Annotated in this window: 25 protein-coding genes and 1 riboswitch; of the genes, 4 read left to right on the forward strand and 21 right to left on the reverse strand. The window is 43.4% G+C overall.

Annotated elements, in window-relative coordinates:
- Positions 1–19: 19 nt before the first annotated feature.
- Genes KXZ66_RS12225 through scpA form a run of 3 tightly spaced genes read right to left on the reverse strand, consistent with a single transcriptional unit; the run spans position 20 to position 1,952 of the window.
- Positions 20–559 carry a YpuI family protein gene (locus KXZ66_RS12225; protein WP_014477219.1) on the reverse strand — a complete coding sequence of 180 codons (540 nt, stop codon included), beginning with the start codon at positions 557–559 and terminating at the stop codon, positions 20–22.
- 54 nt (positions 560–613) lie between these two features.
- Positions 614–1,207, reverse strand: coding sequence for an SMC-Scp complex subunit ScpB (scpB, locus tag KXZ66_RS12230; protein WP_003223904.1), 594 nt, complete (start codon positions 1,205–1,207; stop codon positions 614–616).
- A complete protein-coding gene (gene scpA, locus KXZ66_RS12235) occupies positions 1,197–1,952 on the reverse strand; it encodes a segregation/condensation protein A (RefSeq protein WP_003246108.1) in 756 nt (251 codons plus the stop codon). The genes scpB and scpA overlap by 11 nt, the downstream gene beginning before the upstream one ends.
- A 280-nt stretch (positions 1,953–2,232) precedes the next feature.
- On the opposite strand from scpA, the gene KXZ66_RS12240 reads away from it, so the two are divergent.
- Positions 2,233–2,757 carry a DUF309 domain-containing protein gene (locus KXZ66_RS12240; protein ID WP_187001796.1) on the forward strand — a complete coding sequence of 175 codons (525 nt, stop codon included), beginning with the start codon at positions 2,233–2,235 and terminating at the stop codon, positions 2,755–2,757.
- A 215-nt stretch (positions 2,758–2,972) separates the two neighbouring features.
- On the opposite strand, the gene ribT is transcribed toward KXZ66_RS12240, so the two are convergent.
- The 7 genes from ribT to sipS all read right to left on the reverse strand — a co-directional run bounded on the left by ribT (position 2,973) and on the right by sipS (position 8,436).
- On the reverse strand, positions 2,973–3,347 hold the full coding sequence (gene ribT / locus KXZ66_RS12245; RefSeq protein ID WP_003223910.1) for a GNAT family N-acetyltransferase RibT: 375 nt from the start codon (positions 3,345–3,347) through the stop codon (positions 2,973–2,975).
- A 112-nt stretch (positions 3,348–3,459) separates the two neighbouring features.
- Positions 3,460–3,924, reverse strand: coding sequence for a 6,7-dimethyl-8-ribityllumazine synthase (gene ribH / locus KXZ66_RS12250; RefSeq protein WP_003223915.1), 465 nt, complete (start codon positions 3,922–3,924; stop codon positions 3,460–3,462).
- A gap of 32 nt (positions 3,925–3,956) precedes the next feature.
- Complete coding sequence (locus KXZ66_RS12255) at positions 3,957–5,153, reverse strand: bifunctional 3,4-dihydroxy-2-butanone-4-phosphate synthase/GTP cyclohydrolase II (RefSeq protein ID WP_219144572.1); 1,197 nt, start codon at positions 5,151–5,153, stop codon at positions 3,957–3,959.
- Positions 5,154–5,167: 14 nt separating this feature from the next.
- Complete coding sequence (gene ribE / locus KXZ66_RS12260) at positions 5,168–5,815, reverse strand: riboflavin synthase subunit alpha (RefSeq protein ID WP_014480161.1); 648 nt, start codon at positions 5,813–5,815, stop codon at positions 5,168–5,170.
- A 10-nt stretch (positions 5,816–5,825) separates the two neighbouring features.
- Positions 5,826–6,911 carry a bifunctional diaminohydroxyphosphoribosylaminopyrimidine deaminase/5-amino-6-(5-phosphoribosylamino)uracil reductase RibD gene (ribD, locus tag KXZ66_RS12265; protein WP_213419097.1) on the reverse strand — a complete coding sequence of 362 codons (1,086 nt, stop codon included), beginning with the start codon at positions 6,909–6,911 and terminating at the stop codon, positions 5,826–5,828.
- 129 nt (positions 6,912–7,040) lie between these two features.
- Positions 7,041–7,185: riboswitch (FMN riboswitch) on the reverse strand.
- A 120-nt stretch (positions 7,186–7,305) separates the two neighbouring features.
- On the reverse strand, positions 7,306–7,650 hold the full coding sequence (locus KXZ66_RS12270) for a hypothetical protein (RefSeq protein WP_003230488.1): 345 nt from the start codon (positions 7,648–7,650) through the stop codon (positions 7,306–7,308).
- 234 nt (positions 7,651–7,884) lie between these two features.
- The gene (sipS, locus tag KXZ66_RS12275) at positions 7,885–8,436 is read right to left on the reverse strand and encodes a signal peptidase I sipS (protein ID WP_219144574.1); all 552 of its coding nucleotides are present in this window, start codon (positions 8,434–8,436) and stop codon (positions 7,885–7,887) included.
- A gap of 267 nt (positions 8,437–8,703) precedes the next feature.
- Between sipS and KXZ66_RS12280 the strand changes: the two genes are divergently transcribed.
- Entirely contained in the window at positions 8,704–8,940 is a 237-nt protein-coding gene (locus KXZ66_RS12280; RefSeq protein ID WP_219144575.1) for a hypothetical protein, read from the forward strand.
- On the opposite strand, the gene KXZ66_RS12285 is transcribed toward KXZ66_RS12280, so the two are convergent.
- A complete protein-coding gene (locus KXZ66_RS12285) occupies positions 8,883–9,089 on the reverse strand; it encodes a zinc ribbon domain-containing protein (RefSeq protein WP_021481576.1) in 207 nt (68 codons plus the stop codon). The two genes, KXZ66_RS12280 and KXZ66_RS12285, sit on opposite strands and share 58 nt — an antisense overlap.
- A gap of 163 nt (positions 9,090–9,252) precedes the next feature.
- Between KXZ66_RS12285 and KXZ66_RS12290 the strand changes: the two genes are divergently transcribed.
- Positions 9,253–9,465 (forward strand): spore germination protein, encoded by a 213-nt coding sequence (locus KXZ66_RS12290; RefSeq protein ID WP_003230479.1) that lies wholly within the window; start codon positions 9,253–9,255, stop codon positions 9,463–9,465.
- Positions 9,466–9,600: 135 nt separating this feature from the next.
- On the opposite strand, the gene KXZ66_RS12295 is transcribed toward KXZ66_RS12290, so the two are convergent.
- Positions 9,601–10,032 (reverse strand): peptidylprolyl isomerase, encoded by a 432-nt coding sequence (locus KXZ66_RS12295; protein ID WP_219144576.1) that lies wholly within the window; start codon positions 10,030–10,032, stop codon positions 9,601–9,603.
- A 256-nt stretch (positions 10,033–10,288) separates the two neighbouring features.
- On the opposite strand from KXZ66_RS12295, the gene KXZ66_RS12300 reads away from it, so the two are divergent.
- Complete coding sequence (locus tag KXZ66_RS12300) at positions 10,289–11,161, forward strand: DUF1002 domain-containing protein (RefSeq protein ID WP_219144577.1); 873 nt, start codon at positions 10,289–10,291, stop codon at positions 11,159–11,161.
- Positions 11,162–11,190: 29 nt separating this feature from the next.
- Here KXZ66_RS12300 and lysA read toward each other — a convergent pair whose 3' ends face one another.
- The 9 genes from lysA to sigF all read right to left on the reverse strand — a co-directional run bounded on the left by lysA (position 11,191) and on the right by sigF (position 18,442).
- A complete protein-coding gene (gene lysA / locus KXZ66_RS12305) occupies positions 11,191–12,510 on the reverse strand; it encodes a diaminopimelate decarboxylase (RefSeq protein ID WP_004398851.1) in 1,320 nt (439 codons plus the stop codon).
- 105 nt (positions 12,511–12,615) lie between these two features.
- Positions 12,616–14,097, reverse strand: a complete 1,482-nt coding sequence (gene spoVAF / locus KXZ66_RS12310) for a spore germination protein SpoVAF (protein WP_120028334.1) — start codon at positions 14,095–14,097, stop codon at positions 12,616–12,618.
- Positions 14,048–14,659: a stage V sporulation protein SpoVABEA gene (gene spoVAEA / locus KXZ66_RS12315; RefSeq protein ID WP_003230469.1), complete on the reverse strand. Its 612-nt coding sequence runs from the start codon at positions 14,657–14,659 to the stop codon at positions 14,048–14,050. The genes spoVAF and spoVAEA overlap by 50 nt, the downstream gene beginning before the upstream one ends.
- Positions 14,660–14,666: 7 nt before the next feature.
- Positions 14,667–15,017, reverse strand: a complete 351-nt coding sequence (gene spoVAE / locus KXZ66_RS12320; protein ID WP_003230467.1) for a stage V sporulation protein AE — start codon at positions 15,015–15,017, stop codon at positions 14,667–14,669.
- A gap of 1 nt (position 15,018) precedes the next feature.
- Complete coding sequence (gene spoVAD / locus KXZ66_RS12325) at positions 15,019–16,035, reverse strand: stage V sporulation protein AD (protein ID WP_003230465.1); 1,017 nt, start codon at positions 16,033–16,035, stop codon at positions 15,019–15,021.
- A gap of 12 nt (positions 16,036–16,047) precedes the next feature.
- Positions 16,048–16,500: a stage V sporulation protein AC gene (gene spoVAC / locus KXZ66_RS12330; RefSeq protein ID WP_003223947.1), complete on the reverse strand. Its 453-nt coding sequence runs from the start codon at positions 16,498–16,500 to the stop codon at positions 16,048–16,050.
- Between the two features lie 12 nt (positions 16,501–16,512).
- Complete coding sequence (gene spoVAB / locus KXZ66_RS12335) at positions 16,513–16,938, reverse strand: stage V sporulation protein SpoVAB (protein ID WP_003230463.1); 426 nt, start codon at positions 16,936–16,938, stop codon at positions 16,513–16,515.
- The gene (gene spoVAA, locus KXZ66_RS12340; protein WP_015714205.1) at positions 16,928–17,548 is read right to left on the reverse strand and encodes a stage V sporulation protein SpoVAA; all 621 of its coding nucleotides are present in this window, start codon (positions 17,546–17,548) and stop codon (positions 16,928–16,930) included. The genes spoVAB and spoVAA overlap by 11 nt, the downstream gene beginning before the upstream one ends.
- A 126-nt stretch (positions 17,549–17,674) precedes the next feature.
- Positions 17,675–18,442 carry an RNA polymerase sporulation sigma factor SigF gene (gene sigF, locus KXZ66_RS12345; RefSeq protein WP_003230458.1) on the reverse strand — a complete coding sequence of 256 codons (768 nt, stop codon included), beginning with the start codon at positions 18,440–18,442 and terminating at the stop codon, positions 17,675–17,677.
- Positions 18,443–18,447: the final 5 nt, after the last annotated feature.

Consider the following 18,447-nt stretch of genomic DNA (forward strand, 5'->3'; position numbering starts at 1 on the left):
GAAAAAGGGAGAGTAAACGTTATCTGATTGGCGCCATGCTTGATCCGGACGCTTCGTAATGAGCCAGCTCTTCCCTCATCTTCAGAAAGGCCGCGCTCAACGGCAATAATAATTGCTCAAGCGACGCAGGAACAGCATGATAAAACTCAATTGCGCTGACCCCGGTATAAGACGCCCGGCTATTTTCACACCACGTGTCTTTTTTCGGCATAAAGAACTCTTCAATGCATTGGTGATACACATTATAAAGTGTTTTTTCCGCTCTGGCTTCCTGAAAAGGCTCCTGCATCAGGAGACGGCGGCACGCTTCTGCGCCTCCTTCACAAAATACTGCCATTCTTCTCAGAGTGCTCAGCACATCACAGCAGTATCCTTTTTCAATAGGCAATTCAGCCTGTAAGGACTCAAGCGTCGTTTGATTTAGGTAATCGTTCACGGTATTGACAACCATTGATAAGAATTCGCCTGTTTTTTGAGTCTGCGCTCGCACAATCGAATGTCCCATTTCGTTTGGTATCTTCCCCTCATGTCTTTGTCTCTCACATTTTGCTTCTTTCATGATAGCTTCTTCCTTATATCTTATGATGATGAAAAAGCGCGATTCATTAAACTTCTATTTTATATCTTCGAAGGTTTGGTTAAAGTTTTCAAAAAATAAATCTGCTTCTTCTTGAAGAACGTCTTCTTCCGCATTTTCAGGCAGCGGCGGAAGCTCGTCCAGCGTTTTCAGACCGAATTGTTCAAGAAAAGTCGGCGTAGTACCGTATAAAATGGCCCGCCCCGGACCATCGGCACGCCCTACTTCACACAATAGCGCCTTCGCGACAAGACTGTGTAAAATCCGCTCTGATTTTACTCCTCTGATTTCTTCAATTTCTGCTCTCGTAATTGGCTGTTTGTATGAAACAATGGCCAGTACTTCTAAAGATGCTTGAGAAAGGCCCTTTGACGGCACTTCAATCAGTTTTTTCAAGTAAGGCGCAAAGTCTTTTTTGGTAGAGAGCATGTACGTATCTGCATACTCAATAAGTTCAATCCCTCGTGTATCTCCGCGGTATTCGTCCGCCACATCCGCCATGATCGTGTTCAGTTCAGGCTCTTCGATTTCAAGCACTGTTAACAGCTGCTTTTTTGTAAGCCCTTCATCGCCTGCCGCATAAAGAAGGGCTTCCACAATAGCTTTCCAATTCACGATATCAAGCCCCATGAATGGATTCACTCCCCGTAATGTAAATATCTGAAAAATTGTGCTCCTGTTCAATGAGGACCAGCTGATTTTTCATCAGCTCGAGAACAGCTAGAAAGGTCACTACTAAATGTTCTTTTTGCTCATATGGAAACAGATCCATAAAGTTGATTCTCGTTCCTCTAGATTTCAAGCTGTGCACGATTTCGTTCATTCTGGCTTCGATTGGTATGTCCTGTCTTGTAATTGTTGTTTCCATCGGCCTGTTTATTTTTTTGCGTTTCAGCACTTTTTGAAAAGCTCCGATCATATCATAGACCGTGACAGAGAGCTTTTGCTCAGACTGTTTTACTTCTTTTGCATATTCACTCAAATCACTCGGCGGTTTCGTGAACGATTTTTGTCTTTCTTCTTCCCGTTCTTTTAAATCCTTCGCCGCATCTTTATATTTTCGATACTCAATCAGCTTTTCAATCAGTTCCTCCCGCGGATCTTCTTCTTCAAGTAATTCATCTTCAAAAAGCTCCTCCTCTTGCTTCGGGAGCAGCATTCTGCTTTTAATGCTGAGCAGCGTGGCAGCCATAACCAAATACTCGCTGGCAATGTCGAGCTCAAGCACACGCATCGTATGTACATATAATAAATATTGTTCAGTGATCTTCGCCACAGGTATATCATATATGTCAATTTCAAGACGATTGATTAAATGAAGCAGCAGGTCCAATGGGCCCTCAAACGTATCAATTTTCACTTGATATTCTTCCATCATCTCACCATTTTCAAGTATCACTCTCATTGCCGGAAAAACTGGCTACCCTATAGTATAAGCCACCAAAAAGCTCTCGTCCAATACTATTTCATTTCCTGTTTTGAACAAGTTTGTACAGAATATTCAAAACACGAGAGGTGTTTGCTCGGAGCGCAGAAGCGGGAGAAAAAGCCTTAGCTTCTGGTTTTCCTTTCTAAGAAGCAATAGAGGCCGAGCGTTCTTTTTTCCTTTTATCCCTTCTATGGTACACTAAAAGCACATTAAAGGAGGAAACACCTTGTATCCGAAAGCTTATATAGATTATCTCGTTGAGTTTCACGCGACACGGGATTATTTTGAATGCCATGAAATATTAGAAGAATATTGGAAGGAAGATCCGCCAAAGAAACGAAAACGCTATTGGGTGGGCTTTATTCAGCTTGCAGTGGCTTTATATCATCACAGAAGGCAGAATACAGCCGGGGCAAAAAGACTGATGGCGAACAGCATCCGGATTCTTCAAGCAGAACACCGGGCAGTCGAAGACTTAGGGCTTGATCATGGCCGTTTGCTCGAACTTATGCAATCGGTTTACGAACAAATCGAGACGGGCTCTGCCTATAAAAGCATTATGCTGCCAATCAAAGATGAGAAACTGGAGGAAGCATGCAGGATCGAATGCAGGAAAAAAAAGTATACATGGGGACAGCCCAGTGCACTCAGGAACATATTTCTTATCGACAAACACCGTTTGCGGGATCGGACTGACGTCATCCGTGAACGTGAAAAAGAAATAGAACGCAGAAAAAAAAGCAGAGACTGATGACAGCCTCTGCTCAGCGTGTCGACAAACCCTCGCATTCGTTGTCAAGCCTGTGCGTTGGTGCTCACGAATGAAAACATTCGCTCCGCTCCAATGCTCAGCTTTCCTAGACTTCAAGGGTTTTCAATCGCGCTGAAAGGATGACAAAAACCTAAAACAAAACTGTTTTCGGATTTTGTCATCAAACTAAAGCAGAGGCTGATTACAGCCTCTGCTTAATTATTGTATGAAATGTCTTGATCCTGCTGACCTTGACAACGTTCGAAAAAGCTCTGCGTTAATTCATTTGGAACCAGTACTTGCGTTTTGAATAAATGCTTTAAAGCATCCATCATCTGTTTTCCGATTCCTTGATGGCGATGAGAAGGATTCACACTGATATGCCGGATCTCAACCTCAGAATCCTTTTTTTCGACTCCGATTGCTCCGACGATATCCTCGTCCTCTTTCCAAAGAAAGAGCTGGCGGTCTGTATCCGTTTCGTAGTCCTTAATTGTCTGCTGAAGCTGCTTAAGGTCTTTTTCATTCGGCATAAACGAAAGAAGCCCCATCGCAATCTTTTCAAACGATTTTTTATAACGAATTAGCATAAAAACCCCTCTATATCCAAAATGTCCAGTCTGCTATTAACGGATACGAATAGGTGATCCGTTTTCTCACATTATATCATTTTCGCCATATTTTTAAACTGTTTTCAGCAAATTATTCAAATGAGCGGTTTAAATTTGCCATTTCAATGGCAGAAACAGCACAATCTACACCTTTGTTGCCCGCTTTTGTGCCGGCACGCTCGATAGCCTGTTCGATGTTTTCAGTTGTTACAATTCCAAAGATGACAGGTACACCAGTAGTGTTTGCTGCTTGCGCGATGCCTTTTGCAGCTTCATTGCAGACATAATCGTAATGTGTCGTCGCGCCTCTGATGACAGTGCCCAATGTGATAATAGCATCATATTTTTTTGTTTCCGCCATTTTTTTCGCAGCAAACGGTATTTCAAATGCGCCTGGAACCCAAGCCACATCAATATCATTTGTGTCTACGCCATGTCTGAGCAGCGCATCTTCTGCTCCGCTCAGCAGCTTGCTCGTAATAAAATCATTAAATCTTCCTACTACGATTCCGATTTTAAGACCTGTACCAACTAAATTTCCTTGTATGATATTCATATGATTCCCATCCTTTTTTGTGATATTTGTGATTAGAAATGAAGTAAATGACCTAGCTTGTTCATTTTGGTTTGCAAATATTTTTTATTGTGTTCTTTCGCCTCCATTTGAAGCGGCACTCTTTCTGAAATACTGAGTCCGTAGCCTTCAAGGCCTGCGATTTTTCGCGGATTATTCGTCAAAAGCTTCATATTCCGGACACCGAGGTCGCGTAAAATTTGTGCTCCGATGCCATAGTTGCGAAGATCCGGCAAGAATCCAAGCGCCTCATTGGCTTCTACGGTGTCATAACCCTGTTCCTGAAGCTTATAAGCTTTTAATTTATTGATTAAACCGATGCCTCGTCCTTCTTGGCGCAAGTACAGAAGCACTCCACGGCCTTCTGCGGCAATTTGGTTCAGCGCGGCGTGCAGCTGCGGTCCACAATCACAGCGATGAGAGCCAAACACGTCACCTGTGAGACATTCTGAATGCACCCGGACCAATACCGGTTCTTCTCCGAACGGCACATCTCCCATCACAAATGCGACATGCTCTTTTCCATCTACCTCATTTGTGTATCCATAAACCTTAAATGTCCCAAAATCAGTAGGCAGCGTAATGTCAACTTCACGCTCGACAAGTGTTGTCAGATTGTAACGGTATTGAATCAAATCCTTAATGGTGATCATTTTTAATTGATGCTTTTTCGCAATTTCAATAAGCTCAGGCACTCTCGCCATCGTTCCGTCTTCATTCATAATTTCACAAATGACGCCGGCTCCTGGAGATCCGCAAGCTTCAGCAAGATCAACAGCAGCTTCTGTATGGCCCGCTCTTTTCAGGACACCTCCTTTTTTCGCAATCAGCGGAAAAATGTGCCCCGGACGCTGAAAATCAGATGGCACGGATTTGCTGTCCAGCAATGCTTGAACGGTAAAAGATCTTTCTTGAGCGCTGATACCTGTTTTCGTTTCACGATGGTCTATGCTTACGGTAAATGCAGTGTGGTGAGAATCTGTATTATGCTCAACCATAGGGTGAAGATCAAGCCTGTCTGCGATTTCCTCACTGAGCGGCGTGCAGACCAGTCCTCTCCCATGTGTCGCCATAAAGTTAATGACTTCAGGCGTTGCATGCTCGGCAAGAGCCACAAAGTCTCCTTCATTTTCTCTGTCTTCATCATCTACAACGATGATGACTTCGCCTTTTTTTAAAGCGTCCAGTGCTTCTTCTATCGGATGAAACATGCAAATCTTCCTCTCTAAAAGCCGTTTTCGCTTAAGAAGGCTTTTGTAATGGTTTGTTGGGTCTTATTTTCATTGGCTTTATGCAAAAATCGATACATATATTTTCCGATCATATCGCATTCGATATTCACTTTAGAGCCGATCGTTTTTTCTGAAAAGATCGTTTCGCTGATTGTATGCGGTATTAAGGAGATCGTCACTGTGTCTTCTGTCAGGCCGAATATGGTTAAGCTCACGCCATCCACAGTAATTGATCCCTTTAAAACCAATGTTTTTGTTAATGATGGGTCCATTTTTAAATCATAGTAAACTGCGTTGCTTTTCTCTTCAATTCGTGTGATTTCCGCAGTTCCGTCGACATGGCCTGAGACGAAATGGCCTCCGAAACGGCCGTTTGCCGCCATCGCTCTTTCCAGATTTACTTTGCTTCCTTTTGTTAAATCATTCAGTGACGTAGCTTTGACTGTTTCAGGCATAACATCCACTGTGAATTGATTTTTTGTAAAATCAGTGACAGTCAGACAAATGCCGTTCACTGCAATGCTGTCGCCAAGATGAACATCCTCTAAAATCTTTGAGCATTTAATAGTTAAGGCCATTGAATGCCCTGCTTTTTTCATGGATTCGATTGTGCCTGTTTCTTCGATAATTCCTGTAAACATGGTCACCATCCTATTCCTTTGTCGGTTTTGCCGTCAGTTTGATATCACGGCCGATTTGGGTTATATCAGTGAATTGTAATAAGGGGACATCTTTCATTGATTGAAAACCTTCACCGGAGATTAAGCTGGGAGCATGCGTTCCTCCGATTAGTTTAGGGGCAAAATAGAAGATGATTTCTTGAAAACAGCCTTCTTTGACAAAGCTTCCGTGAACAGCTGAACCGCCTTCCACATACACCGACATGATGCCTTCTTTCGCTAGGATCTTCAAAACATCGGGAATTTGAATGCGCTCGGTTTCAAGTGTAAATATGTTCACTCCGAAAGCTGAAAGCCGTTTTTTCTTTTCCTCGTCTGCGCGTGCCGTCGTAAAAATCCATGTCGGCGCTATTTGATCGCAAATCACTTTAGCGTCCTCAGGAATCGAGAGTACGGTATCAAGTATGACCCGAACCGGCTGTTTTGTTACATTCAGCAGTCTGCAGGTTAAGCTCGGATTGTCGGCTTTCACTGTGCCAACTCCGACTAAAATGCTTTGGTGTGTTTTCCTGTATTGCTGAGCATCCTGTCTTGCAGCCTCTGACGTGATCCATTTGCTGTCACCCTTGCTGGTAGCTATCTTGCCGTCAAGGCTGGCAGCCGCTTTTAGCGTGACGTACGGAAGGCCTGTCCTCATAAAGTGCAGAAATTTTTCATTCAGCCTCTCCGCCTGGTCTGCCAGGATGCCTTCCCTTACCTCAATGCCGGCTTCTTTCATCATGCTGATCCCTCTTCCAGCCACAAGCGGATTAGGATCTCTCATCGCCATGAACACTCTTTTGATGCCAGAGTTGATAATCAATTCTGCACATGGCGGTGTTTTTCCGTAATGGCTGCACGGTTCAAGTGTAACGTAAATGTCGGCACCCTCTGCATGTGCTCCTGCCATATGGATGGCATGAACTTCTGCATGAGCTTCACCATATTTTAAATGGGCGCCCATTCCGACAATTTGTCCGTCCTTTACGACAACAGCGCCGACGAGCGGATTGGATTCGGTCTGTCCTTCGCCCTGCTTCGCAAGATCTAATGCCAGCTTCATATAATACTCTTCCATTTGTTTCCCTCCCCTCTTTTGTTATTTACCGTCAAAAAAGCCCCGAATTTATAAAAAATCCGGGGCTTTAGGTATTTTACGCAATAGGAAATAGCACTATGCATTTTTGAACCATTTGCATAGCGGTTCATCATCCTTCTCCCATCCAGACTTTCACTGTCGGCTTCAGCTTAAACTGAATCCACCGCGTGCTTATGCACACGGGTCACGGGCTCTAAAGCAAATGTGCTTTACTACCGCCGGTCGGGATTTCCACCCTGCCCCGAAGGATACAATCTTTATTCATTTGTCCTTATTGGCTATTATAGCGATCCTTTTTAAAGTACGCAATGAAATAAACTTACAATTTGAGAAAAACAAAACATCACCCTTCGATCCGAAAGGTGATGTTTTGTTAATCATTCACTTTTGCAACCTTGATTAATCCGTCGATCCGCTTTGATTTGCTGAAGTAAGCCTTAATCTTGTCACCTTCTTTTATATCAGATAAATCCTGATTTAATTTTTTTCCGTTGAAGATGATTTTCGTTCCGTTTTCTGCTACTCCATGATACTCTGAGCCGTCAATTTTCGTCACTTTATATTCCTGGATGGTGTATTCCTCTTCTTCCGAGGACAAGGTTTGTCCAATTGCTGTCGGAACATCCTTCAGCTCAACATCATTTATGTACATATAACCGCCTGCAAGTAAAAGCAAAAGCACTAACAGAATGGTAATCTTGGTTTTTATTCTTCCCATTTCTAAACCTCCAGCCAATATGAATCTATTCATTCATATGAGTTATTCCTTTTTTTCATGAATAAAAAACCGTAAATTCTCGTAAATTATTAATATAACGATGCATAACGGGAATATGTTTCACATTTCTGCAAAAATTTCTTTTCTATAGATATACGAATTTATGTTCTGTTTTTAGGGGATGACCGTAAAAAAGATATAAAAAAAGCAGCCCCAATGGGAAACTGCTTGATCCTAATTTGTTTTGCGCATTTCATTAAACGGGTAGAAAACAAACTTTGACGTACCCGCAATTTGTTTTTTCGTGAAGAGGCCAAGTCCGTTACGGCTGTCCATGGAATTCCGACGATTGTCACCCATCACAAAATACTTGTTATCAGGCACTTTAACCGGGCCGAAATCATCGGTCAAAGGTTTACCGTCCTGTTTCGCTCTCTTTTTATTAGCTGCCAAATAAGGTTCGTCCACCTTTTTCCCGTTGATATAGAGCTGGTCATTTTTCATCTCAACCGTATCGCCGGGAAGGCCGATAATACGTTTGACATAGTGAACATCATCTCCGTTTAACACGACAATGTCCCCTCTATCAAACTCGCCGATGTATTTGACTGTCATATTGACAAAGACCCTTTCACGATCGTGAAGTGTAGGTTCCATGGATTCACCGTCAACGACATACGGCGCAAAAATAAAGTTGCGGATGAGCAAAGCAAGAACGACAGCAATCACAATTGCTTTTGCCCATTCTAATATTGTTTTTTTCTTCGAAACATTTTCTGATTTCAACTGATTTCCTCCAATAAACAACGGTCTTCAATTTATGTTATCACGAATCAAAAAAAAATCCCATTAGGACCATTGAAGTGATTTTAAAAACTGTTAATCTTCATCTTCTTCCCACATCATGCCCATTTTTTTCTTGTCGATCATAACCAGGCCTGCAAATATTGAAGGAAATGAATCGCATAATTCAGAAGCGATGGACTCAGAAGAAAGAGAGTTCTCATATGCTAAATCTTTAGATCGTTTATAAGGCATGAGGTTAGGAACAGTTTGTTCATTTACTGCATTCCATTGATCTCCCAGTACATGATACCCATGGCACTTGACAAAACAATTCACGTCATGAAGGTTACTGGAATGTTTGCGGCAACCTATTTCACAGGTGATAACCGCACCCCGTTTTTTGCTTTCATAATATGTTTAAAATCATTCAAGCTCGAAAACATGGATCAGCCTCCAAAAAATAAATCGAATATATTCCCGGCAGTTGAAGACTCTTTATTATAAAACTCTGAATATCCGCAGTTCTTACAGTAAACCACTAGAAATCGGTTATGCTGCACGTCAAACAGCTTTGATAATCCCGTGCCGGTTGTGGCTATTTCTTTTTGTCCTGCTTCAGTACTGCCGCATTTTCTACAGCCTTTGTTGTCCATATCGCGATCTCCTTTTCATTACATCACGTTTATTTGATTTATTTTACCACAAAATACCAACGAACAGACATCTCCTAAATATTTTTGCCATTAAGTTTACGCTAATCAACTCTAGCACTAATACATATAAAAAATAGAATGATATGAAAGGAGACTTAATAGTATGATTGATTATCCTATTAATATAAACAACGTTTCCGGGAACAGCGTAATTAACGTAGGCGGCGCTTTTATGATCAGGCCTTTAACTTTGTCCAAATCTGTGTTTGGCTCCGGAGGTTTAAACACAGGAATTGTCTTTGAAAATAACTTTGTAAGCAAGGCTAAAATGATTAATCATCAATTTACTGATCAGAACGTCACCAAAACTTTTTAATGTATTCAATACACGGGGGTCACTAACTAAACACCTGGTTTTGCCAACCGCCATCAGCATTCGGCGGTTTTTTATTGAACATTTTTGGCCAATAAAAAAAGCTTCCTCTCTAAGAGGAAGCCTTTTGCCTGCCGATTAGCCTTCTACACGAACTTCTTTCATGACGTCGCCATTAGACATGTTTTTCGCGAATTCTAATCCGCTTGTTACTTTACCAAATACAGTGTGAACACCGTTCAAATGAGGCTGTGGCTCATGAACGATGAAAAATTGGCTGCCGCCAGTGTCTTTTCCGGCATGTGCCATAGAAAGTGCGCCCGCCTCATGTGTATGCGGGTTTCCTTCTGTTTCACATTTGATTGTGTATCCTGGGCCGCCAGTACCAGTTCCGTGCGGGCATCCGCCTTGGCTGACGAAGCCAGGGATCACTCGATGGAATGTAAGCCCGTCATAAAAGCCTTCGTTTGCAAGCTTTTCAAAGTTTGCAACAGTTCCAGGTGCAGCTTCAGGATAAAGTTCAAATTCAATTTTGTTCCCGTCTTCTAATACAAAGTAACCTGTTTTCAATTGTATGCCTACTTTCTTTATTTTAATTTTCAAAGGAGATTATGTATGATAGGTTATAGCCTGTCTCTCCTTGTCGCGGCTATTATACCACACCTTTCGGGGGAAAACGAATCTCCCGGGCTTTACTAAAAAATAAAAATGAAACCTGAATCTCTTTATCTCCGTCTAACCTAACGGAACTGTATTTTTCATGATTCAGGTCCTCACAAAGCAGCACTATCCAGCTGCTTGTGAAATTGAAGGAGGTCAAACTGCTTTGAAGAAAATTTGGATTGGAATGCTGGCAGCGGCCGTTTTGCTGCTGACGGTTCCGAAGGTCAGTCTCGCGGATGCCGCAGTTGGAGATGTCATTGTAACACTGGGTGCTGATTTGTCAGAATCCGACAAACAAAAAGTGCTTGATGAAATGAATGTCCCTGATAATGCCACAACGGTAACCGTGACCAATAAAGAAGAACATGAATATTTAGGAAAATATATATCAAACGCGCAAATCGGGTCGAGAGCGATTTCTTCTTCGTCAATCACCATTGCCAAAAAAGGCTCCGGATTGAATGTTGAGACCCATAATATCAGCGGCATCACAGATGAAATGTACCTGAATGCACTGATGACAGCCGGTGTGAAAGATGCGAAGGTGTATGTTACAGCACCGTTTGAAGTATCCGGGACTGCGGCTTTAACTGGATTGATTAAGGCGTATGAAGTTTCTTCAGACGAAGCGATCTCGGAGGATGTTAAACAAGTCGCCAACCAAGAGCTTGTCACGACATCAGAGCTTGGAGACAAAATCGGTAACGAAAATGCATCAGCCCTAATTGCAAAAATCAAAGAAGAGTTTGCTAAAAACGGGGTGCCTGATAATAAAGCTGACATCGAAAAACAAGTGGACGACGCAGCTTCTGATTTAAACGTCACACTTACTGACAGCCAAAAGAATCAGCTTGTCTCCCTATTCAATAAGATGAAAAATGCTGACATTGACTGGGGACAAGTCAGTGACCAGCTTGATAAAGCCAAAGATAAGATTACGAAATTCATAGAATCAGATGAAGGCAAAAACTTCATCCAGAAAGTCATTGATTTCTTCGTATCTACCTGGAATGCGATTGTATCTATATTCAAATAAGAAAAGCGCCGAAAAATCGGCGCTTTCTTTTATTGCTTTACACCCGTTTTAAATGGCAGATCAAGTTTTACAATATCTTCGTATGTTTCTCGCTTCACGACTAAATGAGCCTCACCGTTTTCGACAAATACAACGGCGGGTCTCGGAATACGGTTATAATTGTTGGCCATGCTGTATCCATAAGCGCCTGTACAAAAAACGGCAAGAAGATCGCCTTCTTTTACTTCCGGCAAGTCAATATCCCAAATCAGCATATCTCCGCTTTCACAGCACTTTCCGGCAATTGATACCGTTTTGTCATGCGCTTCTCCGATCCTGTTGGCTGCCGCAGCTTCATATTTAGCTTGGTAAAGCGCAGGACGAATATTGTCGTTCATGCCTCCGTCTACAGCCACATATTGGCGGACACCCGGCACTTCTTTTTGAGAGCCAACCGTATAAAGGGTTGTGCCTGCGTCTCCCACGAGAGAACGGCCCGGTTCGATCCAAATTTCCGGGATGTCAAAACCGTAACGGGAAGCATTTTCTTTCACAGCTTCAATAATTTTTTCAACGTATTCAGTGGCATGAAGCGGTTCATCATCTTCCGTATAACGAATGCCGAAACCTCCTCCAAGGTTCAGCACCTTGGATACAAATGAATATGAATCTCTCCACTCGTCTAGTTTTTTGAAGATTTTTTCCGCTGCTAACACAAAACCGGCCGTATCAAAGATTTGCGAGCCGATATGGCAATGGACACCCAGCAGCTGAATGTGTTCCGATTGTAATACTTGTTCAATGGCCCGTTCAGTTTGTCCGTTATGAAGATCGAAACCAAACTTTGAATCTTCCTGGCCCGTTGTAATGTAGTCATGCGTATGCGCTTCTACTCCGGGCGTGATCCGAAGAAGAACGTCGATGGAGTGACCCGTTTCTTTACATAGGTCTTCAAGAAGCGCAATTTCATAGAAATTATCCACCACAATGCAGCCGATGCGGTGCTCAAGCGCCATCCGCAGTTCTTCCCTGCTCTTATTGTTTCCATGAAAGTGGATGCGTTCTGCCGGAAAGCCTGCCGCAACAGCCGTATATAGCTCTCCTCCGGATACGACATCTAAAGAAAGTCCCTCTTCCTCAGCGAGCTGAATCATTGCGACTGATGAGAATGCTTTACTCGCATATGCCACCTGTGCTTTCAGCCCTGCAGAAATAAACGCCTGCTTAAAGCTTTTAGCACGCTCACGTATTAAAGCCACATCATATACGTAAAGAGGTGTACCATATTTCTCCGCTAAATAGAGAGCATCCACACCTCCGATTTCTAAATGACCATGTTGATTTTGTCTGCTTGTGCCGTGTAAGAACAATGTCATTCCCTCTTTCTCCGCTTATGGATGAAAGGACAGTTTTATGGACTGTCCCTTCATAATTAAGACATACATTATCATACTCTTCAGTCAGTTTCAATGCGATTATGAATTGGTAGGCTGTCTTAAACGATTTTTGGGGTGAACGATACTGGGTCTTACTTTTGCGCCAGGTTTCGCTGTGCGGACAAGAACCTGCCACAGCGCCTTTCCGTTAAAGGGAATCAGCGGCCATAAGTACGGTGTCTGAAGGGATTTGATGCTTGCCATGGCAATAATTAGCACTGTAAATCCGATGACGAGCCCTTTTATATGAAATAAGGCAACGAGTATCATGAGGACAAGACGGCTCATTTTGTTTGCCAAGCTTAATTCATAACTAGGCGTCGTAAAGGTTCCAATCGCCGCAAGTGAGACGTACAGAATTACCTCAGGAGAAAAAAGGCCGACCTCAATCGCAATCTGCCCGATCAGAACAGCGGCAATTAAACCCATTGCTGTCGATAAAGCCGTCGGGGTGTGAATGGCAGCCATTCTGAGAAACTCGATTCCTAAGTCAGCTAAAAATATCTGCAGGATGATCGGGATATGCGTATCTTTATTTAAACCGATAAATTTCATATTGTCCGGGAGCAGATCAGGCTGAAGCACAAAGAGAAACCAGATCGGAAGAAATAAAGTAGAAGCAAGAATACCGAAAAATCTTACCCATCTTAAAAAGGTCCCGACTGAAGGCGCCTGCCTATATTCTTCAGCATGCTGCACATGGTGAAATAAAGTCGTCGGGGTAATGATCACACTCGGCGATGTGTCCACTATAATGATGACATGGCCTTCTAGAACATGATTTGCGGCCACATCCGGTCTTTCTGTATAGCGCACGAGCGGAAAAGGATTATAGCTTTGATTAACAATGAATTCCTCGACAGTTTTGTCTGCCATTGTTAATCCATCGACATCAATGGATGCAATTTCTTTTTCTACGATCTCAACCAGATCCGGATCAGCTATATCTTCTATATAACAAATGCTTAAATCCGTCTTTGACCGCTCACCAACTTTAGTCATCTTGACTCGAAGGCGCTCGTCTCTGATCCGCCTTCTGAGAAGGGCCGTATTGACGACGATATTTTCAACAAATCCGTCTCTGGCTCCTCTGACTACCTTTTCCGTATCAGGTTCTTCCGGGTTTCTGCCCGGATAGCTTCTGACGTCAATTATAAATGCGAAGCCTGCACCTTCAACAATGACAGCGACGAGCCCAGACAGCACTTGGTCGGTGGTTTCATCCAAGGTTTTTACTTTTTCGACCTGGGCGTTAAGCAGCCTGTTTTCGACGATGTCGACCAGCTCTTCAGGGTCTTCTTTCCGATTGTTAATGGCCACAAGCTCTCTCATTAAATGAATAATATAGGCTGTATCGCATAATCCATTTAGATAGTAAAGCTGGATCTCTCTATCTAAAATCGTGAGCTTGCGAACACCTACATCATAGCTCGTCCCCATCCCAACACGGTTTTTGAAATACTCTTCATTTTTAGCTGGATTCCGATAAACCCGAATTTTCTCTTCCTTGTGGTCCGGCATGATACCCGCTCCTTTCTAAAATAAACTCGACCGCTTTCATGGTGATTGGCGACCCTTTTGAGATATCGTCTTTTCTGCCCATTTTGCCGATATCCCCGATACCGACAATAAGCGGGAGATCAAGTTTATCAAGGCAATAGACTGTATCTCCACTCATTCTGTGGTCATCAAATTCTCTTTCCCCGACTTTATCGACGCCGTATTCAGTTATTTCTCCATTGCGGTCAATGCTTACATCGACCCTGGTCCATTCAGCCTGATGTGTTTTTGACGCGACCGCAATCACACCGAGCACTTCAATAGACGGATGGGTTGCGACATAGGTTAGAGCGGCTTCTCCCGGACCCTCTCCTTGAAGGCCGGAGTCGTCAAACATGACAAATACAGGATCATACGGTGCTGAGGCGATCAGCTTGACAAGCTCGGCGCCGCTGCGGGTGGAAGGATTCCCTTTTGATTGTGAAATGCATCGACCTCCCACTTTGCTTGCGGCGTATTCAATTGTTTTAGCGGCATAAACATCCCCGTCTGTTACCAGTATGACCTTGCGTTTTGTCGTCATGTCGGCATTATCCTTTCGGTTTGAAAATAACAGCTACGATAAAGGCGAAAAGAATAGCGGCTGAGATACCGGCCGAGGTCAGCTCAAAAATCCCCATGCCGATTCCGATAAATCCGTGTATATGCGCCTGATGCATGGCGCCGTGCAGAAGACTGTGACCGAAGCTGACGATCGGAACGGTGGCGCCTCCTCCGGCAAATTCAATAAATTTATCGTAAATGCCGAAACCATCTAATATTGCACCGATTACAACAAATGATGTCATGACATGAGCTGGCGTCAATTTAAAAATATCCAAGAGCAGCTGGCCGACGATACAAATGGCCCCGCCGCAGACAAAAGCCAAAAGGTAGTCCATGTTAAGATGCACCTCCTGCACGCTCAAATACAACCCCGTGGGCGATAGTCGGGATGGTTTCTTTTTGCTGGATCATTGTCGGGCTTAATAGTGCCCCGGTCGCTACGACAAATACACGGTTTAATTTTCCTTCTCTCAGCTGCTTAAAAATATGAGAGTAGGTGACAACCGCTGAACAAGCACAGCCGCTCCCCCCGGCAAAGACCTGCTGATCCGGAGTGTAAATCAGAAGCCCGCAATCATCATGCTTTGTGCCGACTGGATATCCATCTTCTTTTAAGATGTCTTTTACGATTGGAGAACCGACGCCTGACAGGTCACCTGTCAGGATTAGATCATAATCATCCGCTGTCCGGTTGAGATCTTTAAAGTGCTGCTTAATCGTATCAGCTGCAGCCGGAGCCATAGCCGATCCCATATCAAAAGGGTCTGTAATTCCTAAATCAGAAACCTTTCCGACAGTCGCACTTGTGATTTGGATATCACCCGGTGTCTGACTGATGACAACTGCACCGCTTCCGGTTACAGTGGAGGTAGCAGTGTCCGGTTTTTGGCCTCCGTATTCTGTCGGATAGCGAAACTGTCTTTCCGCAGTTGCATTGTGACTGCTGGTGGCAGCGAGTGCCCTTTTGGCAAACCCGCCATCAACTAAGGCTGATGCGACAGCCACTGTTTCCATTGATGTTGAACAGGCGCCAAACATACAAAGAAATGGGATTTTCAAGTGTCTTGCCACATAGTTAGCCGTCACGTTTTGGTTCAGCAAGTCGCCTGCCAGCAATAGGTCAATATCATCTTTTGTCAGATTGTTTTTTTGAAGCGCAACATTAACAGCGTCTTCCATCAGCTGCCGTTCCGCCATTTCCCAGCTTTTTTGATTACAATGCATTTCGTCATAGGTTTTATCAAATAAAGAGCCGAGCGGTCCGTCTTTTTCCTTTGGTCCTGCTGCCGTTCCCGCTGAGTTGACAAATATGGGATGTTCAAATACCCAGGTTTGCTTTCCTGTTAATTTCATTTTCTTCTCCTCCTATGACATCAGTTTCTCAAAAGCAAACCGAATCATTCCAACGATGTATGCAGCTACAACTCCGAAAACAATAACATTTCCTGCCAGTTTAAACATATTTGTCGCTACTCCAAGCACTAATCCTTCGCTTTTATATTCAAGAGCCGCGCTTGCCATACTGTTGGCAAAACCTGTGACAGGTACGGCTGAACCTGCGCCTGCGAATTGTCCGATTCTGTCATAGATGCCGAACCCTGTAAGCAGGGCAGAAATTAATATCAGCGTTGCAGCTGTTGGATTCCCCGCAGTTTTTTCATTGAAATCAAAAAAATGGATATAAAAATTTTGCAGACCTTGCCCGATTGCACAAATCAGTCCGCCCACTAAAAAGGCTTTTACACAGTTCCAGACGTAAGGCGGCTTAGGCTGATATGTTTTCACTTTTGATTTGTAATTTTCTTTTATGTTTGTCATCTTGAAACCTCCTTATGAATGGTCAATAAAGTACAGCCAATGAAATAAGGATCCCGCGATTTTCCCAATCACGATGGCCATTAACAGAATAATGATTTTACTTCTGAGCCCGATTCGTTTTGCCAAAATTGGCAGGACATTTAAAACCTCTGTAAGAGCAGCCGCTAGCATCCCGACGAACAAACCTGCCAGAAGCCCGACCGGCACAGCTATCCATTTTGTTAGATAAAGATGATTCATATGAAGCGTCTCCCATCCCCCGCAAACCGCGCCAAGAATAACAGCCGCTTCATAAGCCTGAACAAATCTCATTGTTTTGGTGAGCTGCATCAGCCGCGGAATGATTCCCATTACGGTTAAAAAAGCAACGAAACCCGCCCCCACCGTTATGCCTCCGCCGAGCCCGACAAAAATAATGAACAATACACTAACGATCATGCAGATCCTTTATGGTTTCTTGATTCTCATGCATGGCCACATATTGATCGAGATCAAGCTGATAGTTAAACATCTCAACCTCCAGCGGGCTGGGCTCTTCATTTAGGCGCTTTTTAAATATGTGGTTAAAAAACACGATCATCCCCAGTCCCAAACCGATGCTGTATGGGATTTGAAGCAAATATGGATAGTCATTCCTCTCTCCGGTTATGATTTCATATAGTGCGATATGAACATCTCTCATGCTTACATCCTCATGAAAGTTCATGATGGCAAGACACGATCCAATAAACAGAAGCAGCCAGACACCGATAAATAGAACCGTTGATAAATTTCGCTTTCGATATTGAATTTCAACAATGGTTTCTGCTCCGCCTACGGTTTGAACATCAAGTGTCGGATCTTGTAAATGAATGGCTCTGAGGACTTGTATGATATCCAGAATTACGATATTTTTATCTTTTTCGCTCACCTGATAAAGCGGCATAGCCGAAAGTTTCTTTTTCAGCTGAAGCTGCCCTTCTATTTGCGCGGCATCTCCAACGGTAATAATATCCCCTGGATGTGCCAGCACCCGGTGGCGAAGCCGGATAAATATTCGTCGTTCCATCATTGATCACCATCTTTCGGTGGTTATATATGTAGTATGTGGTTCGATTTTGTTCTCATTCATCCGCTCGAAAAGACCATAAATTACCACGCTTTTGCACACAAAAAAGCTAGCCTGCACTGCAGACTAGCCATCCGTATGATCCATTTGAACCTTGATCTGTTTTAATATTTTCTTTTCAAGCCTGGAAACTTGCACCTGAGAGATCCCGAGCCGCTCAGCCACCTCGGACTGTGTCTGGTCTTTATAATATCTGAGATAGACGATTAGTTTTTCCCTTTCCTCCAAATCGCTGATTGCTTCTTTCAGCGCAATTTTGTCAAACCATTTTTCTTCTGAGTTGTCAGCGATTTGATCAAGCAGGGTAATCGGATCTCCGTCATTTTCATAAACGGTTTCGTGAATCGAAGATGGAGCCCTTACCGCCTCTTGGGCCAGTACAACATCCTCAGCTTCAATCTCCAAATGGTCAGCGATCTCCTGCACCGTCGGCACTCTGCCCAGTGTTTTCGAAAGCTCATCCTTCGCGCGCCGGATTTTGTTTCCAAGCTCTTTTAATGACCTTGATACCTTTACGGTTCCATCATCACGGATAAATCGTTGGATTTCTCCGATAATCATCGGCACTGCATACGTTGAAAAACGCACATCATAGGTTAAATCAAATTTGTCAACAGATTTTAACAGCCCGATGCAGCCGATCTGGAAGAGATCGTCAGGCTCATATCCTCTGTTTAAAAACCGCTGTACGACAGACCAAACAAGACGCATGTTTTTTTCTATGAGGAGGTCTCTTGCCTGCTGGTCGCCATTTTGGCTTTGTTTGATTAATTCCTTTACTTCATGATCCTTCAGCTGAGCGTTTTTGCCGTTTTTCTTAACCTCCACATCCATAACAA

The organism is Bacillus sp. LJBS17, from assembly GCF_019334685.1.
Classification (GTDB): Bacteria; Bacillota; Bacilli; order Bacillales; family Bacillaceae; genus Bacillus; species Bacillus subtilis.

Coding starts and splice junctions, on each gene's coding strand:
- KXZ66_RS12225 (WP_014477219.1), bottom strand. CDS start 559: ATGAAAGAAGCAAAATGTGAGAGACAAAGACATGAGGGGAAGATACCA.
- scpB (WP_003223904.1), bottom strand. CDS start 1,207: ATGGGGCTTGATATCGTGAATTGGAAAGCTATTGTGGAAGCCCTTCTT.
- scpA (WP_003246108.1), bottom strand. CDS start 1,952: ATGGAAGAATATCAAGTGAAAATTGATACGTTTGAGGGCCCATTGGAC.
- ribT (WP_003223910.1), bottom strand. CDS start 3,347: ATGCTAATTCGTTATAAAAAATCGTTTGAAAAGATTGCGATGGGGCTT.
- ribH (WP_003223915.1), bottom strand. CDS start 3,924: ATGAATATCATACAAGGAAATTTAGTTGGTACAGGTCTTAAAATCGGA.
- KXZ66_RS12255 (WP_219144572.1), bottom strand. CDS start 5,153: ATGTTTCATCCGATAGAAGAAGCACTGGACGCTTTAAAAAAAGGCGAA.
- ribE (WP_014480161.1), bottom strand. CDS start 5,815: ATGTTTACAGGAATTATCGAAGAAACAGGCACAATCGAATCCATGAAA.
- ribD (WP_213419097.1), bottom strand. CDS start 6,911: ATGGAAGAGTATTATATGAAGCTGGCATTAGATCTTGCGAAGCAGGGC.
- KXZ66_RS12270 (WP_003230488.1), bottom strand. CDS start 7,650: ATGGGAAGAATAAAAACCAAGATTACCATTCTGTTAGTGCTTTTGCTT.
- KXZ66_RS12285 (WP_021481576.1), bottom strand. CDS start 9,089: ATGGACAACAAAGGCTGTAGAAAATGCGGCAGTACTGAAGCAGGACAA.
- KXZ66_RS12290 (WP_003230479.1), top strand. CDS start 9,253: ATGATTGATTATCCTATTAATATAAACAACGTTTCCGGGAACAGCGTA.
- spoVAF (WP_120028334.1), bottom strand. CDS start 14,097: ATGCCGGACCACAAGGAAGAGAAAATTCGGGTTTATCGGAATCCAGCT.
- spoVAEA (WP_003230469.1), bottom strand. CDS start 14,659: ATGACGACAAAACGCAAGGTCATACTGGTAACAGACGGGGATGTTTAT.
- spoVAE (WP_003230467.1), bottom strand. CDS start 15,017: ATGGACTACCTTTTGGCTTTTGTCTGCGGCGGGGCCATTTGTATCGTC.
- spoVAD (WP_003230465.1), bottom strand. CDS start 16,035: ATGAAATTAACAGGAAAGCAAACCTGGGTATTTGAACATCCCATATTT.
- spoVAC (WP_003223947.1), bottom strand. CDS start 16,500: ATGACAAACATAAAAGAAAATTACAAATCAAAAGTGAAAACATATCAG.
- spoVAB (WP_003230463.1), bottom strand. CDS start 16,938: ATGATCGTTAGTGTATTGTTCATTATTTTTGTCGGGCTCGGCGGAGGC.
- spoVAA (WP_015714205.1), bottom strand. CDS start 17,548: ATGGAACGACGAATATTTATCCGGCTTCGCCACCGGGTGCTGGCACAT.
- sigF (WP_003230458.1), bottom strand. CDS start 18,442: ATGGATGTGGAGGTTAAGAAAAACGGCAAAAACGCTCAGCTGAAGGAT.